The following is a 14,959-nucleotide window of genomic DNA, read 5'->3' on the forward strand; positions in this document are numbered from 1 at the left end:
ATTCAAATACTTATTGTGAGGAAGGATAGAGATGAATCAAACACTGTTAAATCGCGGTCGTATTAAGGGCTTGTTGTCGTTATTCAATGGAGTTGGCTTAGTGGGGGCAGTCTTTATATTAAGTGCCTGCGGTGGCTCGGATAAACCTTCAGTACCAACAGGCAGTATTTCGCCTTCCCCGGTTGCTACAGTTGTAGCCTCTCCATCTCCGCAAGCTTCTGTTTTACCATCGCCATCGCCATCGCCATCGCCATCGCCTTTGGTTTCATCTTCACCTAGTGCATCGGGCGCTCCAGTTGCTGTGCAACCGGATTTAAATTGCAGTGCCCTAGAGTGTGAAAACAATAATAAGCAGATTGTTGAGCAAGTATATGAGCATGTGATCAATGGTCATTTCACGGAGTTACTTGATGATATTTTTGCCGTCAATGTTATTGATAGAAGTCCTGTGGCAAATGGCTTGCAGGCACAGCGCGATGCTTATGAGTTATTGCTTTTAGATAACCCAGATAAAACGGCCACGATTAAACATATTGTTGCCGATGGTGATTATGTCGCCGTGCATTGGCATTACAGCACAGCGCCTAGTGATGAAAAAACAGGTAACGCTTATGTAGACTTGTACCGTTTAGATAATGGTCTTGTGGTGGAGCGCTGGAGCGTAAGCCAGAACTCAAGTGGTGAAACTGAAAGTCGCAACTCGATGTTTAGTGATTTATATGACTACGGATCAAACTTAGCTAATAGTGATATCGAGATCGAAGAGCAAAATAAAATCTTTGTGGTCGAATTTTATGAAAACACCTTCAATAATCACGATTTAGAACTATTTGATGCTTCAATTTCACTTGATTATATTCAACACAACCGTGGTATAGGTAACGGCTCTGCAGAACTAAGGGGCTGGATAGCAGACGGTAGAACCGGTGGTATCGATGTTTTCTTAGCTTTAGCCGAAGGCGATATTGTTTGGACTTTCCGTCGTCAGCCGAACGGTAGTTTATTGGTGGCCGACTTGTGGCGGGTAGATAATAATATCAATCGAATTGTTGAGCATTGGGATGTTTTTTAAGGTTTTGATTTTTATCAGCTAGGGCGTGCACAAGCTTGTGTCTTTAGGGGCGCAAGCTTGTTGTTTAAGTGCTGACTTGGTGCCTTTAATTAGATAGCGGCAGTACTTTTTTCATCACCACTTTTTGCTTGTTGCGTTCAATTTCTTGCCAACCAAGATATTGATACAAGCTTAGGTTTTCATTAAGTAGGTGGTGAGTGGCTAAATACAGTTCGTTAAAGCCGCGTTTACGTGTTTCTTGCTCGGCAAACTTAATCAGTGCTGAGCCCATACCCAAACCTTGGCTGCTGGGCCTCAGCGCGATATTGGCAATAAAGGCCTGCTTGTGGAAATCCATAAATAAGGCGCCAAGCAGGTCTGTTTGTTTTCCCTCTTGTTTTTTCGGTGGCTGTTCTAGCTGCTGTTCTAGCACCCAAGCAGGGTAGTTTCGAATCTCACTTTGATAGTCTGCTGTAAGTGGTGGTAAGAATGCTCCTTGTAGTCGAGCTTTATAAGGCTCGTAGGCTTCTTGCATGCATATGCTTACCTGTTCAACATCACTGACTTGGGCTGGGCGTATATGCCACTTAAGGGGTGTCTTTTTAATTGTGTGGGCCCTCTGTTTTGGCTTGCCATTTGGCCAGCGGCACGCTGAAGCAAAAAAGAGTGATAGCAACAAACAGCGATAGCAAGAATTGAGTTTGGCTGAGCTGTATAACATTTAGGCCAGCGGCAAGCCAAAGCAGCCAAACAAGTACACCATATGTTTGACAGGCTGCAGTTTTGGGGCTTTTCTTAAGCCACTTTTTACAGCGAGGGCATTCTATCTCTGTTTTAAACGGGCTGCTGTGGCGGTGTTCGACCTCTGTTCGCTTGAACTGTTCTTTGCATAGTACGCATTGCATGGTTTATATCCTTATTATATGTGCAGCAGCATCATAGCTTAGAGTGCCGTTGCTTTGAATAAGATGAATACTTTGAAATTGTTTATAAATCTCTTCTCTACTGACTAGTATCAAATGTAATGGTACTTGGCTACTGGACAATGGCGGCTAAAAGAAAACGGGGAAAATCCATGCGAACAATGTTTAAAATGGCGGCACTGCCTGCGGCCTTAGCCTTATCTATTGCTTCATCAGCGGCTATAGCCGAACCTGGTACGCTCAAGCTACCTGACAATATTGATATGAAATTAGGTGGCCGCTTGCATGTACTGGCCAGCCACTCCGATGATAGCTCTTTAGCTGAAAAGGATGAAACTGAATATCAAGTTCGCCGTGCCCGTATTCGTTTCTCAAGCACGGTTGATGATTGGATTACCTTCTTTTTACAAACCGATATGGTCGGTCAGCAAGATAAATCAGGTTCTGGCGTTGCTCTGATTGATGCCTTTGTTCAATTTAAACCTAAACAAGAAGCGCAGGTAGTTATTGGGCAGCACATGTCGCCAGCCTTGCGCCAAAACGTGACCTCTTCAGGAGCCTTGCTTGCTATTGACCGCCCCTCGTTAACTTATAAGAGCTTAACTTGGGGAACCCGAGCTCTTGCGGGTTTTTCCCGTAAGACTCAGCCAGAAACTGACGCAGGCTTACGCGGTGATGTTGATGTTCGAGATACGGGTGCCACGTTCTTTGGTGCTGCAGATTACAGTGAGAAGATGCACTTTAGCTATTACGCGGGTACCTACGAAGGTGCGCAAAGTGCTTCAGGTGATAAGCGCTACACCTTACGTGGCCAAGTAAACTTTGGTGATGCTGAAAATGGCTATTTTAATGCGGCAAATTACCTAGGTAAAAAAGACACCATTGGTTTGGGAGTAAGCTACGACCAACAAGGCAGTGTGGCCAAGGATGTAACTAGCGGCCATGAAGTTGACTATGCGCTTAGCAGTGTCGATTTATTTGTTGCTAAAGCTAAAGTCACCTTTGAAGCTGCTTTGATTAATCTTGATCTTGGTGGCGCAGATCAATTGACCTTCCAAGATGGCAGTTTGTTAGGGGCAAATAAAGCGCGTGGTAAAGAAGCGGAAGGTACTGGTTATTATTTACAGGCCGCATATCAGCTTGGCGAGAAATGGCAGCCTTGGGCAGGTTACGAGCAGTGGAGCAGTAACGGTGATAACGATGCTGGTAGTTTTAGCAGTGCACGTTTGGGGGTCAGTTATTTATTGAACGACTATTCAAGTTTTAAAGTAGGTGTTGAAACTTGGAATAACGAAGTGGTTCCTGCTGGCGAAGAAAATGAATTCTTAACCGCTACGGCAGGCTATTTTATTACCTTTTAAGCCTAGTACTTACTTTTTCGTATTTAAAAAGCCCGCAGTTTTCCTGCGGGTTTTTTCTTTATAGAGACCTTTAGTCAATATCGTGAGTGCTGTGCCGCTCTATCACCTGCTCTGATTCCTCGCCCCAATAACGATTCACTTTACGTCCGCGAATCACTGCTGGCCGCAGACTGATTTGCTTTGCCCAGCGTAATACGTGCTTATATTCATGAACAGCTAAAAACTCAGCAGCATCATATTGATTATCTAATATCAGGCTTCCATACCAAGCGTAGATAGCGATATCGGCAATGCTATATGTGTCTCCAGCAATGTAGGGCTTATGTTCAAGCTCGCGGTTTAACACATCAAGCTGACGTTTAACCTCCATGGTAAAGCGTTCAATGGGGTATTCCATTTTCTCTGGTGCGTAAGCGTAAAAATGACCAAAACCGCCACCAAGATAAGGTGCACTGCCCATTTGCCAAAATAGCCAATTAAGAACCTCTGCTCGTTCGGAGCCTGTTTCAGGGATAAACGCTGAAAACTTGTCGGCCAGATAGAGCAAGATAGAACCTGATTCAAATACCCGCACAGGGCGATCAGAGCTGTAATCAATTAAAGCTGGGATTTTAGAATTTGGATTCATATCGACAAAACCACTGCTAAATTGTTCGCCTTCAGTAATGCGAATAAGCCAAGCATCGTATTCGGCCTCCGTCATGCCCAGCGCAAGTAGTTCTTCAAACATAATGGTGACCTTTACCCCATTGGGGGTGGCCATAGAATAAAGCTGGAAGGGGTGTTTGCCTCTGGGGAGTTCTTGATCGTGAGTCGGCCCTGCTATGGGGCGATTTATATTGGCAAATTCACCACCGTTGGCTTTTTTCCAAGTCCAGATTCGTTCTGGCTGGTAGGCTTGTTCCGCGTCCATATCGGTTTCAGTTATATCTGGCATTTACTTGCTCCTTGGTATTATCGAACTTGCTTAATACCTGCAGTTCATTGTGATATTAGCGCTTAGTCTTGCTTGAGCTTAAGAATCTTACTAAAGCTTAGTGGTGCCCTTTACAGTGAAAACAAGGCCTGTGCAGGCATTGATATATGGCTAGGTGTTGTTAGGCAGGGCAATTGCAGTTTGTATAAGCTTTGGCTCAGGGTTTCCAAGCATAAGTTGCTAGTGCTATTTTCTCTTTAATGAAGCATATACCTTCAGTTTCCAGCCGCTTTTTTTGTTCTTGGTAGGCTGGGCTATTTGGGGGAAAGGATAATTCACCTTTGGCGTTTACTACTCTGTGCCAAGGTAGTTGAGTGCCTGAGGGGAGTTTCTTTAAGGTACTGCCAACATAGCGGGCGTGATTTGCAAGGCCGGCAAGGCTTGCAACTTGGCCATAAGAGCAGACTTTACCCTTGGGGATGCTGGCGATAACTTGCCAGATAATTTGCTGTTTGTTGAGCTCTTTCATAACCTACATAAGTGGTGGTTAAGCTTGAGCATATTAACTTAAGCCCCTCTCTGTAAAGCTAAAATAAGTTTAATGTTTAGTCGTTTTTTAATTCTTTTGGTTTCACCCGATGTTAAACCTTAAATTGATCAACCGTGTCTTTAAGCTCATAGGCGAGTTCACTGAGTGAGCTGGATATGGCTTTTGAAGAGTGGCTGTTGCTAATTAGTGATTCACGGCTTGCACTAATCGCATCGACATCACTGCGCATGTCAATGGTTTGTTTGGCGGTAATGTTGGCATAGTTTGCCAATGCACTATTCTCTTCGCTGAGCGCTTCAATTGTTTGTTGGATTTCTTGTAGTGAGTCAACAGTGCCTGCAGCCAGCTCTACGGTTGTATTTGCTTGTTCGCGATTTTTTTCCATGGTGCCAACGGTGTCGGCAATGGAGTTGACGATGGTATCGAGAATAGTGCTGATTTCTAGGGTTGATTCCTGTGTGCGTGAGGCCAGAGTGCGTACTTCATCTGCCACGACGGCAAAGCCACGACCTGATTCACCTGCGCGTGCGGCCTCAATGGCTGCGTTTAATGCGAGTAAATTGGTCTGCCCGGCTATTTCATCAATGGATTTGACCACGGTGCTGACGCTATCTCCGGCGCCTTTGAGTTCTGTTAAAAGGCTAGCGGCGTGTTCAATCTCTTTTGCCAGGCTGCTTAGGTGTTGGGTTGTACTACCAAGTTCTTGTGCGCCTTTGGCTACTTGGTTGGCGCCGGTTTGAGCCATGTTGGAGGCGTCTTTAGCACGCAGGGCGCAGTTATCGATACCTTGTTCAACAGTATCAATATTGTTTAAGAGGCTATCGACACATGAAGAGAGTTCGGCGGCCTGCTGATCGGTTTGGGTGCTGCTATTCTCAACGCCTTGAGCCTTTTCGCCAAGAATGTGAATTGAGCTTTGCAGCTTACGATTCTCTTGTAAAAATGCATTTAACAACTGATTTACACTGTTGGCTGTCACACCTATTTCATCACTGCTTTCACTATCGATACTTAAGCGCAGGTCTCGGCTGTGGGTAATCTTAGATATTTGCTCCGCGAGCTTTTTGACTGGGTAAGCGATGCTGCGTTGACTGGCAATGTAGGCCACTATGGTGATAGCAATACACAGGAATAGAGTCAGTAGAATAAGGCTGCGCATACCGTCAATTTTATTCGATATTTGCTGGCCGCCTTGTGTTGCCTCGTTAGTAATGTTGCTGTTAAGCCTGCCCAGCTCGCTTTCAATTTGAGTGCTTGTTTGTGACAGTTGCGCCAACTGATTGCGTGCAAGATCCCAGTCAATACTACTGGCTGACATAGTTGTATTTAGAGCGTTTAAATCTTGATTGAGCGTTTCTAGACCTAGACTTATAGCGTGGCTGTCTGTACCTAGCTTAGTTATCTGTTTTAGCTCCGCTTTGACCGCTTGCTGTAGTTGTTGCTGAGTTTCACGAAAAGCATTGCTGTCTATCGTTGTACCATAGAGCGCATAAGCTGCAAGCTGTAGTTTAGAGAGCTGAGACTCAAGGGCAGCACTGGCATTTAGCTTGGGGAGTTGTCTCTCAAGAAAGGCCTGATTTTGTTCGGTAATACTCACTGCTCGTTGGAATAGTAGTAATGCAGAGCAGGTAAGTAAAACTAATACGGCTATGTAGCCGAGCATAACCTTCTTGTTGATGCTATTGAGCGCCAGAGTCATGGGCTTTCCTGTGCTGAACTTAGTGGGAAGAAAGGTAAGCTTAAGTGTAGTTGCTGTGGCGCAGAGCGAGAGTAAATATGAGATGATAAGCACAAAGAAATACGTAGAGAGTGTCTTATGAAGCGAGCGAGTGCCCGTCATATCCTAGTAAAAACGAAAAGCGAAGCCGAAAAACTAAAGCAGCAACTTGCTCAAGGCGCCGATTTTGGCACATTGGCTAGGAAACACTCTCAGTGTCCATCAAAAAGAGAAGATGGCAACCTAGGTGAGTTCTCGCCTGGGCAAATGGTTAAGGCCTTTGACAGCGTTGTATTTAATAAGCCTATTTTGACTGTACACGGTCCAATTAAGACCCAATTTGGTTATCATCTTATCGAAACGATTTATCGAGACTAACTGTTTGTTTTATGTGCATTGGGCGTTCCGCAATGGCTGTGAACAAGGCTCTAGTTAATTGATTCAGAAGTTTTAGTTTGTCCTGTGTATAAGGCTGGTAGTGCATAAGGCTATATAGTTGATAGTTCCAGTTAACAGTTACAAGGAAGTGAGATGATCATTATTCCTACAGAAAAACGCTTCGATTTATCGCGTGCGCCAATCGTTTTGTTTTGTCTGGTTATTCTCAATGTGGTGGTGTTTTTTGCCTACCAGTCGGGGGATGATAGCAAGTTCGAAAAAGCCTTTGAAAGCTATGCGCCCGATGTTTATTTGGCTGCGGACTGGCCTGCATTTATTCATTACAGCACCCAAGCCATTATTAAGGTTGAAGAGCCGCCAGTTGAAGGTGAGCCAGCCCCTCAGGCAGCTAGTTCGTTTAAACCTTCGACCCAACGCTTAGTCAAGCTTGAGCAAGTACAAAAAGTTTATGAAAAAGGGGATCTTTTTCACTTAAGCTATTTGCTGCTTGCAGATAAAGGCTTTCAGGTGTTTTTGCAAGAAACCTATGCCGATACCAATTACATTAAGCCTCAACTGTTAAATGCTACTAGACAAGGGGCTTGGGAACTTGGCCAGATTCCTCAGGATCTAAATTACGATACGTCGTATTCACACGCTTATAGCGGTGCCGATGAGATGGACTTTAATGAGTTAGCCCTGCGTGAAGAGTCGCTATTATTGACAGACAATTGGTTAAAGACTCGTCAGCAGGCCCATCAGATAATTCGCACAACCAGTAACCTTAAGTTTGGCTTGATTCCTGCCGATCTGTTCGACAGTGTGCTGTCTGTAACAAGTTTAGTTACTTATCAGTTTTTGCATGGTGGCATTATGCATCTGATGGGCAATTTATTTTTTTTGATAATCTGCGGTTTTGCTGTTGAAGCTGCCATCGGTCATTTGAAGTTTTTATTATTTTATTTGGCCAGTGGTACAGCTGGTGGTTTATTGCACTTTGCTTTCAGTCTAGATAGTTATGTTCCCTTGGTTGGTGCCTCCGGTGCTGTGTCTGGTGTTATGGCAATGTATTTAGCGGTTTTTAAACTTAGGAAGATTGAGTTCTTTTATTGGTTTTTTGCTTTTGTTGGTTATTTTCGTGCTCCGGCTTTATTTATTTTACCTGTATATATTGCTAATGAGCTTGTGCAATATTTTATGGAGGACAATAGCTCAACCGCATTTATGGCCCATGTTGGTGGTTTTGTTTTGGGGGGAGTATTAATCACTATTAGCCAATACCTGAAGCCTGCGGCCATTGATATGGACTACGTAGAAGAAGACCAAAGCATCTCGGCGGAGCAGCTTTCATTAGCGGAAATATATGCAGCTTTAGAGAACTATCAATTTGTACGTGCACTCAAATTGTTGCCCGAACATATGCAAAGCTATGGTTCAGATATTGAGCTGGACTATATGTATTTCAATTTACTCATTAAAGAGAATCCCAAGCAGGCAGCTAAAACAGCCTTGGCAATATTGAAGTCCAGAAGTATAGAGGCTAAGTACCTAAATAAAATATGTCGCTTGCTTGATGCATATCCGGTGTTACGTAAACATTTAAGTATTCAAGAACTTGCTCAATTAGGTATGCAGTTTGTGGATGGTGAAGCAGCTATGGATAAAATTAACTATGCTGAATCCCTGTTTAATGATGCACTTAACAAACAGAAGAGCCAGAGTGATCGCTCTGTGGCTAATCAGTTGCCCTTATTGGCTCGCCATTTAGCCAAAGCGTTTGCAGAGGTGAATAATGAAAAGAAGCGGCAAGTTTACTTATCATATGCTGATAATTTGCTAGCAGAGTCCTAGAGTCTTTTCAGAGAGTTATTATGAATTACTGTAAATATCACCCTAGCGTAGCCGCAACACATTATTGTAGTCGTTGTGAACTGCATAGCTGCGATGCCTGTGTTGATGATAAAAAAGGCCTTGGTGAAGGAGCGACGTGCTTTACTTGTTCTCGCAAAGTGCAATCACTAGGTGCGAGCCACACAGCCCTGCCTTTTTGGCGTCGACTTAAAGAAAGTTTGCATTACCCTGCCAGTACAGACGCCATTATTTTAATTATCGGCTGTGCGGTATTAACAAGTTTGTTGGCCTATGCGCCCCTTGGTTTTATCTGGATATTGATGCTATTTGGCGTCTTTATGAAATACTGCTTTTCTTGTTTAAAAAGCACTGCTGAAGGAGGGAGTAAGGCACCCAGTATTACAGAGGCTTATAGTGGTGGTTTAGTATTACTACTGCAGTTGTTCTTTTTAAGTATTGTTCTAGGTGCTGTTGTTTCTCTTGCCTATGCTTATCTTGGCCCCGGTGCGGGAATGTTTATTGCGGTATTGATAGTAGCGGCTTCTCCGGCAATGATTATTAACTTTGCTATGCATGACACCATTATCGCTGCTTTAGACCCAGTTAAAGCCATTCAGTTGATTAAAGCCATTGGCCTTTCTTATGGTTTGCTCTTGGGTTTTATTATGCTGATGTTTGCATCAATGGAGTTTGTCGGCACTTTAGCTGGTGAGTATGTGCCGGTATTGGGATCAATCCTGCAAGCTTCAATTGCTAATTATTACACCATCGTCATTTTCCACATTATGGGTTATATGATTTTTCAGTATCAAGAGCAGTTGGGTTTTGCCGCACGTATGGATGGAGATGTCGTTATTCGCAGTGACTACGATCGCGTTCGAGCCAAGATGGATGTGATGCTGAAAGAAGGTGATCAGAAATTTGTTCTCGATGAGTTTATTCGCTTGATTCAACAGCAGCCAACAGACCGCTCTTTGCATAGTGAGTTTTTTAACTATGTATGTGCAACAAAAGATATTGGCAGCTTGGTGAAGTTATCAAATGTGTATTTTTCTTTATTGCACAGTCAAAAGCAGGATGCGCTGCTCTACAGTGAATATCGTCGTTGCGTTTTACTTTCTCCAAAGTATTTGCCTGATACCGCGGTTGTTCGTCATGCCATTGCCGAAAAAACCTTAGAGAGTGGTGATTTCCCAGCAACAATCAGGTTGATCAATGGCCTACATAAACAATATCCAAAATATCGATTTTTAGCCGAAGCGTATAAGCTTATGCTTCAGGCTCTAGAATTTAGCGGTGCAAAAAGTCAACATATACAAGCCTGTAAGAAGCTTGTTGTAATGTTTAGCCCAGAAAGCCAGGAGGAAGAAAAGAAACCTAAAAAGCGCAGGCTTCCCCCTAAGAATAAAGTAAGAGCGGAGTCCTTAGAGGAGTCTATTCGGGCTAGGGCAGGTGATGAATTAGCGCTTGATAGCATGGATGAAGTCGCATCTTCTATGGAAAACAGCGCAAAAGAAAAGGACCAGATTTCTGGTGATTTACCTCCCATTGATTTTAAGTTGTAGTTTTTGAGAGATCGCTAATTCGGTGTTGTTTATTTATATGCTTAACTTCTAGAAGTTTTGGTTTGTGTGAATGTTTGAAGGGCATTTTATGCTATTGCTTGTTGTATAAGAAAGTAGGTGTCCTCCCTCTCCCCTTTCCTTCCTTGTTTTATTTTTGTCCTTTTCTTCTCTTGCTTGATCTTGCTTTTGTCTGAGTGTCCGCATGACTGTCCGATTTTTTATTATGATTAATTGGTTTTTTTATGTTTAATTTGGCTGTAGTGAATTAGATTGTTTTAGATAAAAACTGCAATAATAGTGGTTGTTAATAGGGTATATATTTTATTGTTCAGGGATTAATATGCACCCTATGATGTGGTCTATATGGCTGTTTGTTGGTCTATGAAAGGCATGCTTAATAACACATATCTAGGTTAAAAGGGTACAAGCTAGGTGTTTGAGTATGTAAAAGACTATATGGTTTTTACACCGAGCTCATGGTTCAAATTTTGTTTAAGGAGTTTGTATGGATAAGAAAATCTCTAGACGTTCAGCGTTTAAGTTTGTCACTGGTGGTGTCGTCGCCGGTAGCTTGGTTAGCTGTGCGCAAAGTGGTACGAAGCAAGAAGCAAACAATGAGAAAACAGCGACTGAACTAAGCAGTGACCCTTGGTCACGTACTTACGATCGCGTATGGCTCGGTGGGTCCTATTGGGCGAATCCGATGGAGGACTGGGCGGTAAAGTCTGGTGGCATAGAAAGTGTCGGGCGTGGTGGTAATCGCAGTGTGCACTCCTTAACTCATGAATTAAGGGACCTTAGCCAGCCATTTTTCATGTCGGTTCGTATACAGCGTGTCGAGAAAAATCCAGTTGATGGCGGCGCAGGCATACGCTTAGGTATTAGCAGCGACTTGAACGAATATCGTAGTAATTGCTTTGTTCATAAGGGTTTTGATCTTGGCATTAAAGAAGATCTTCTGGTATTAGGGGATAAAAGTATTGCTTTATCAACAGCATCTGCAGATAAAGAAATTCAATTGTTATTAAATGCTAAGCCCCAGTCAGGGGCTGTCGCTTTACATTTAAGTGCAACATTGGTTGATACCGGTACCGTTATAGCCGAGTTGGATCACTTACTGCCAGCGGATCAGCTGCGTGGTAATGTGGCTTTGACCAGTAATTTTTCCTTGGCTGAGACTGGTAGCAGTGAAGATAAAAAAGATGGCCCAGGTTGTCGTTATCGTTTTAATCAGTGGCAGATGCAAGGTCAGGCCTTTGTTGTTAACGATGATAGGCGTTTTGGTCCTATTTTATGGACAATGTATTCCTTAAGTGACAACCGCAATGACGAAGGTTTTGTTTTGAAGCTGAGCGCCTATGTTGGGCCTATTGGTGAACAAGATAGCCAAGAATTAGAGCTGCAAATTAAAAAGTTGGGTAAGTGGCAGACAGTCGCTAAAGAAAAAATTAATACTGATGGTTGGCTTGCCACTTTTAGGGTACCGCAATGGGATGAGTCACAAACTTGGCCTTTTCGGGTGGTTTATAACGAGCAGCATAGTGACGGTAGCGAAACGCCAGATACCTGGCTTGGTTCTATCAAGGCAAACCCACAAGGCGCTCAAGTGAAAATGGCTGCGCTCACCTGTCAGAATGATTACGGCTTCCCTTATGAGCCTGTGGCTAACAATGTTGTTAAGCTACAACCTGATTTAGTGTTCTTTTCTGGCGATCAAATTTACGAAAGCCACGGTGGTTACGGTATTGTGCGCTCGCCGGATGAGAGAGCCATGCTGAATTATTTGAGAAAATTTTATCAGTTTGGTTGGGCCTTCCGTGAGGCTATGCGTAATCAGCCTACGGTTTGTCTTCCTGATGATCACGATGTACTTCAGGGGAATTTGTGGGGTCAAGGTGGGCAGTCAATGAAAAACATTGAAAACGACCCAACTGCTTCGGTATTAGCTGGTTATATTCAATCTCCACGCATAGTTAATATGGTGCACCGCACCACCTTAAATCATCATCCAGATGCTTATGATCCAACACCGACTAACGGTATTGGCGCTTATTACTGCGACATGGTTTATGGCAATGTGAGTTTTGCCATTTTAGCGGATAGGCAGTGGAAGAGTGCACCAGAGACGGTGGGAGCTATTGTTGGGGAAACCGGGCAAGATGAAGATCCGACTTCCTTTAATCCTAAGCTCGACCGTGACGGTCTAAGTTTATTGGGACAGCGGCAAGAAGATTTTTTAGAGCAATGGGGGCAAGATTGGCGAGGGCATAAACTTAAAGCGGTACTCAGTCAGACCGTATTTGCTGGTATTTCTACTCATCAACCGCGTCCGGATCGTTTCCTAAAATATGATTTTGATAGTAGCGGCTGGCCTGCTTCTGCTCGTAACCGTGCTATCGATATTATGCGTGCATCTAAAGCCTTACATATTTGTGGTGATACCCATTTGGGCACACTGTCGCAATACGGTGTCAATCAACAGCGAGATAGTAACTGGGCTTTTTGTACACCGGCAATTTCTGCAGGTTGGCCACGCTGGTGGCTGCCCGACCAAATGAACTTCCCTTATCAAAATCGCCCGGAGCATGGCTTAGCTCAAACTGGGGAGTACAAAGATACTTTTGGCAACCTCATTTATGTATATGCGGTTGGTAATCCTGAAGTAGGTAAGTCGGGTAATCGTTATATCAAAGCTCATGAGAAGGGCAGTGGTTTTGGCTTTATCACCTTTGATACAGAGAAGCTCAGTTATACGATGCAGGCGTATCGTTTCTTAATTGATGCGACTGATGGCAGTGCCAGTAATCAGTTTCCTGGTTGGCCAGTGACTATTTATCAAGCTGAGAATGGTGGTGATAACCAGCTCAGTTAATCATCTAAAGCTGGGGTGAATAGCTAATACAGCGCTTATTCATCCCAAGCTTATAAGGGGCAGTTTAATCCTTTTTATTTGGGCGAGTGATTACTGCCCTTTTTTATAACTGAATTTTTGCCCGCCTATGGACGCTTCGTACATTAAGCCGCCTTTAGCGTAGGTGAACACCAACATACCGTTTACCCATTCCGCGTTTTGTACTCCTGCATCGGCTTTAGAGCTAGCGCCTGCTGCATTGCCCGTCGTGCCGGCAGAGGCATTGGCTGAAGCGGTAATGGCGACAGCCGTGGCCTGTGCTCCAAATTCAAACTTGCCAGATGTGAATTGATCGTAGGCCTTTTTATTTTGAAACAAAATGATCTGGCTATAGGCTTGTCCACCTAGTTGTAAGCCAATAGTTAACTGGCTCATTTTGCTTGTGCCAGTGACCGCTCCTGATTTATACACCTTGCCCTTGCCGTGAGCACCACCAATACCAAAGCCTCCTTTTCCTATGGTGGGGAATAGTGCGTATGCATATGCCGAGTTTAACTTACTGCCGACAGCGGGGTTGGCTTTAAATTTAGCTAGGCTCTCTGCGTATTTGTCATCATCGGCAAAGCTAGTCGCTGAAAACAGGCATGAGAGCATCAGAGCTAAGGCAAATTTTAATGTGTTCATTCTTCAATCCTTGATTGTTATTGAGGCTGAGTATATGTAGTGCTTGTTTAGCTTAATGTGGCTTTAGTTGATTATAAACACTCTGTTAGTGAATAGTCAGCCATAGATGAGGCGTCACTACGAGTGAATCAGAAGCATAGCTTTATCAATGCGCTTGCTTGTAATAAATTAACGTCGCTTGCGACTAATTTAGAATTCTTTTTTCTCAGTTTTAATAAGGTCTTATGTCTAATCCACAAGATAAGCACAGTAGCCAATTATCAAGGGTATTTTCTTGGCTAAAAAGTGCGGCACTGTATCTGGCGCTATTTATTATTGTCTTCCAGTTGTTAGATTTCTGGCGTGCGCGAGACCTTCCTAAAGAAGCACTACCTGAATTGCGCTATCAGAGTATTGATGGCGCCAGTTTAGATGTGAATGCTATGAGCCAAGAGTCTATAACGGTTTTGTATTTTTGGGCGACTTGGTGTGGCTATTGTAAAGTGACTTCGCCGGCGATAGAGAGGCTTGCGAAAGATGTCAATGTTGTCAGTATTGCCATGGCGTCAGGATCGGATGAAGATCTAAAGCGCTATCAAGCTAAAAGAGATTACAGCTTTGTTGTGGTCAATGACGACTCTCAAGCTATTTCGCAGAGCTGGAAAGTAGGGGTGACCCCTTTTATTGTGATGATAAAAAATGGAGAGGTGGTCGAATATACCTCTGGCCTCAGTTCCTACCCGGGGTTGTGGTTAAGAGCGAAGTGGGCAGACTTTCGCTATTAGCTTGTTGATGGTTAGCGTCATTGGCTTTTATTCTTTTGCAATAAAGCGTGCATACAGATAAAGGCCAGCAATAGCGCTGCCTAAAGGAAAAGAGAGTAAAGCCAGCAAACTGGCTGCTAAGGCAAGGTGGGTAGAGAAAGAGTATTTTTGTAGCAAGCTAATGCCTGCTACTAAGCAGAGTCCGTTATATAACAGCGCTAGGCCAAATAAACGCTCTTCTCCTGAAAAATAGAATGAGTGAGATTTGTATAAAAGCGCAAGTGAAAGGCTGGCGTTGATGATAAATAGCCAAGCACTTAGTTGAACTAACTCACTTTTTTTCATGTTGTATTGCAGCCCAGAGCATAG

Annotated in this window: 13 protein-coding genes; 7 read left to right on the top strand and 6 right to left on the bottom strand. The window is 43.6% G+C overall.

The genetic code is table 11. The features are described 5' to 3' along the window. The first annotated feature begins 31 nt into the window (after window positions 1-31). Window positions 32-1,072 carry an ester cyclase gene (locus AB1S55_RS06345; protein ID WP_370980957.1) on the top strand — a complete coding sequence of 347 codons (1,041 nt, stop codon included), beginning with the start codon at window positions 32-34 and terminating at the stop codon, window positions 1,070-1,072. A gap of 85 nt (window positions 1,073-1,157) precedes the next feature. On the opposite strand, the gene AB1S55_RS06350 is transcribed toward AB1S55_RS06345, so the two are convergent. Next, a complete protein-coding gene (locus AB1S55_RS06350) occupies window positions 1,158-1,586 on the bottom strand; it encodes a GNAT family N-acetyltransferase (RefSeq protein ID WP_370980958.1) in 429 nt (142 codons plus the stop codon). A 540-nt stretch (window positions 1,587-2,126) separates the two neighbouring features. On the opposite strand from AB1S55_RS06350, the gene AB1S55_RS06355 reads away from it, so the two are divergent. Further along, a complete protein-coding gene (locus AB1S55_RS06355) occupies window positions 2,127-3,335 on the top strand; it encodes a porin (protein ID WP_370980959.1) in 1,209 nt (402 codons plus the stop codon). Between the two features lie 70 nt (window positions 3,336-3,405). Here AB1S55_RS06355 and yghU read toward each other — a convergent pair whose 3' ends face one another. The 3 genes from yghU to AB1S55_RS06370 form a co-directional block, all read right to left on the bottom strand. Continuing rightward, window positions 3,406-4,272, bottom strand: a complete 867-nt coding sequence (gene yghU, locus AB1S55_RS06360) for a glutathione-dependent disulfide-bond oxidoreductase (protein ID WP_370980960.1) — start codon at window positions 4,270-4,272, stop codon at window positions 3,406-3,408. Window positions 4,273-4,468: 196 nt separating this feature from the next. Then, window positions 4,469-4,780, bottom strand: a complete 312-nt coding sequence (locus AB1S55_RS06365; RefSeq protein WP_370980961.1) for an MGMT family protein — start codon at window positions 4,778-4,780, stop codon at window positions 4,469-4,471. Between the two features lie 112 nt (window positions 4,781-4,892). Then, window positions 4,893-6,500, bottom strand: a complete 1,608-nt coding sequence (locus AB1S55_RS06370) for a methyl-accepting chemotaxis protein (RefSeq protein ID WP_370980962.1) — start codon at window positions 6,498-6,500, stop codon at window positions 4,893-4,895. A 117-nt stretch (window positions 6,501-6,617) separates the two neighbouring features. On the opposite strand from AB1S55_RS06370, the gene AB1S55_RS06375 reads away from it, so the two are divergent. The 4 genes from AB1S55_RS06375 to AB1S55_RS06390 all read left to right on the top strand — a co-directional run bounded on the left by AB1S55_RS06375 (window position 6,618) and on the right by AB1S55_RS06390 (window position 13,184). Beyond that, the gene (locus AB1S55_RS06375) at window positions 6,618-6,896 is read left to right on the top strand and encodes a peptidylprolyl isomerase (RefSeq protein WP_370980963.1); all 279 of its coding nucleotides are present in this window, start codon (window positions 6,618-6,620) and stop codon (window positions 6,894-6,896) included. Between the two features lie 153 nt (window positions 6,897-7,049). After that, window positions 7,050-8,747 carry a rhomboid family intramembrane serine protease gene (locus tag AB1S55_RS06380; RefSeq protein ID WP_370980964.1) on the top strand — a complete coding sequence of 566 codons (1,698 nt, stop codon included), beginning with the start codon at window positions 7,050-7,052 and terminating at the stop codon, window positions 8,745-8,747. A 20-nt stretch (window positions 8,748-8,767) separates the two neighbouring features. After that, window positions 8,768-10,312: a hypothetical protein gene (locus AB1S55_RS06385; RefSeq protein ID WP_370980965.1), complete on the top strand. Its 1,545-nt coding sequence runs from the start codon at window positions 8,768-8,770 to the stop codon at window positions 10,310-10,312. A 505-nt stretch (window positions 10,313-10,817) separates the two neighbouring features. Then, on the top strand, window positions 10,818-13,184 hold the full coding sequence (locus AB1S55_RS06390) for an alkaline phosphatase D family protein (protein WP_370980966.1): 2,367 nt from the start codon (window positions 10,818-10,820) through the stop codon (window positions 13,182-13,184). A 90-nt stretch (window positions 13,185-13,274) separates the two neighbouring features. Here AB1S55_RS06390 and AB1S55_RS06395 read toward each other — a convergent pair whose 3' ends face one another. Continuing rightward, window positions 13,275-13,847 carry a YSC84-related protein gene (locus AB1S55_RS06395; protein ID WP_370980967.1) on the bottom strand — a complete coding sequence of 191 codons (573 nt, stop codon included), beginning with the start codon at window positions 13,845-13,847 and terminating at the stop codon, window positions 13,275-13,277. A gap of 224 nt (window positions 13,848-14,071) precedes the next feature. On the opposite strand from AB1S55_RS06395, the gene AB1S55_RS06400 reads away from it, so the two are divergent. Further along, a complete protein-coding gene (locus tag AB1S55_RS06400; protein WP_370980968.1) occupies window positions 14,072-14,611 on the top strand; it encodes a protein disulfide oxidoreductase in 540 nt (179 codons plus the stop codon). Between the two features lie 27 nt (window positions 14,612-14,638). Here AB1S55_RS06400 and AB1S55_RS06405 read toward each other — a convergent pair whose 3' ends face one another. Next, window positions 14,639-14,935 carry a hypothetical protein gene (locus tag AB1S55_RS06405; protein ID WP_370980969.1) on the bottom strand — a complete coding sequence of 99 codons (297 nt, stop codon included), beginning with the start codon at window positions 14,933-14,935 and terminating at the stop codon, window positions 14,639-14,641. Between the last annotated feature and the right edge of the window lie 24 nt (window positions 14,936-14,959).

Source organism: Agaribacterium sp. ZY112 (assembly GCF_041346925.1).
GTDB lineage: Bacteria > Pseudomonadota > Gammaproteobacteria > Pseudomonadales > Cellvibrionaceae > Agaribacterium.

Coding starts and splice junctions, on each gene's coding strand:
- AB1S55_RS06350 (WP_370980958.1), bottom strand. CDS start 1,586: ATGCAAGAAGCCTACGAGCCTTATAAAGCTCGACTACAAGGAGCATTC.
- AB1S55_RS06375 (WP_370980963.1), top strand. CDS start 6,618: ATGAAGCGAGCGAGTGCCCGTCATATCCTAGTAAAAACGAAAAGCGAA.
- AB1S55_RS06365 (WP_370980961.1), bottom strand. CDS start 4,780: ATGAAAGAGCTCAACAAACAGCAAATTATCTGGCAAGTTATCGCCAGC.
- AB1S55_RS06355 (WP_370980959.1), top strand. CDS start 2,127: ATGCGAACAATGTTTAAAATGGCGGCACTGCCTGCGGCCTTAGCCTTA.
- AB1S55_RS06405 (WP_370980969.1), bottom strand. CDS start 14,935: ATGAAAAAAAGTGAGTTAGTTCAACTAAGTGCTTGGCTATTTATCATC.
- AB1S55_RS06370 (WP_370980962.1), bottom strand. CDS start 6,500: ATGACTCTGGCGCTCAATAGCATCAACAAGAAGGTTATGCTCGGCTAC.
- AB1S55_RS06345 (WP_370980957.1), top strand. CDS start 32: ATGAATCAAACACTGTTAAATCGCGGTCGTATTAAGGGCTTGTTGTCG.
- AB1S55_RS06385 (WP_370980965.1), top strand. CDS start 8,768: ATGAATTACTGTAAATATCACCCTAGCGTAGCCGCAACACATTATTGT.
- AB1S55_RS06380 (WP_370980964.1), top strand. CDS start 7,050: ATGATCATTATTCCTACAGAAAAACGCTTCGATTTATCGCGTGCGCCA.
- AB1S55_RS06395 (WP_370980967.1), bottom strand. CDS start 13,847: ATGAACACATTAAAATTTGCCTTAGCTCTGATGCTCTCATGCCTGTTT.
- AB1S55_RS06400 (WP_370980968.1), top strand. CDS start 14,072: ATGTCTAATCCACAAGATAAGCACAGTAGCCAATTATCAAGGGTATTT.
- yghU (WP_370980960.1), bottom strand. CDS start 4,272: ATGCCAGATATAACTGAAACCGATATGGACGCGGAACAAGCCTACCAG.
- AB1S55_RS06390 (WP_370980966.1), top strand. CDS start 10,818: ATGGATAAGAAAATCTCTAGACGTTCAGCGTTTAAGTTTGTCACTGGT.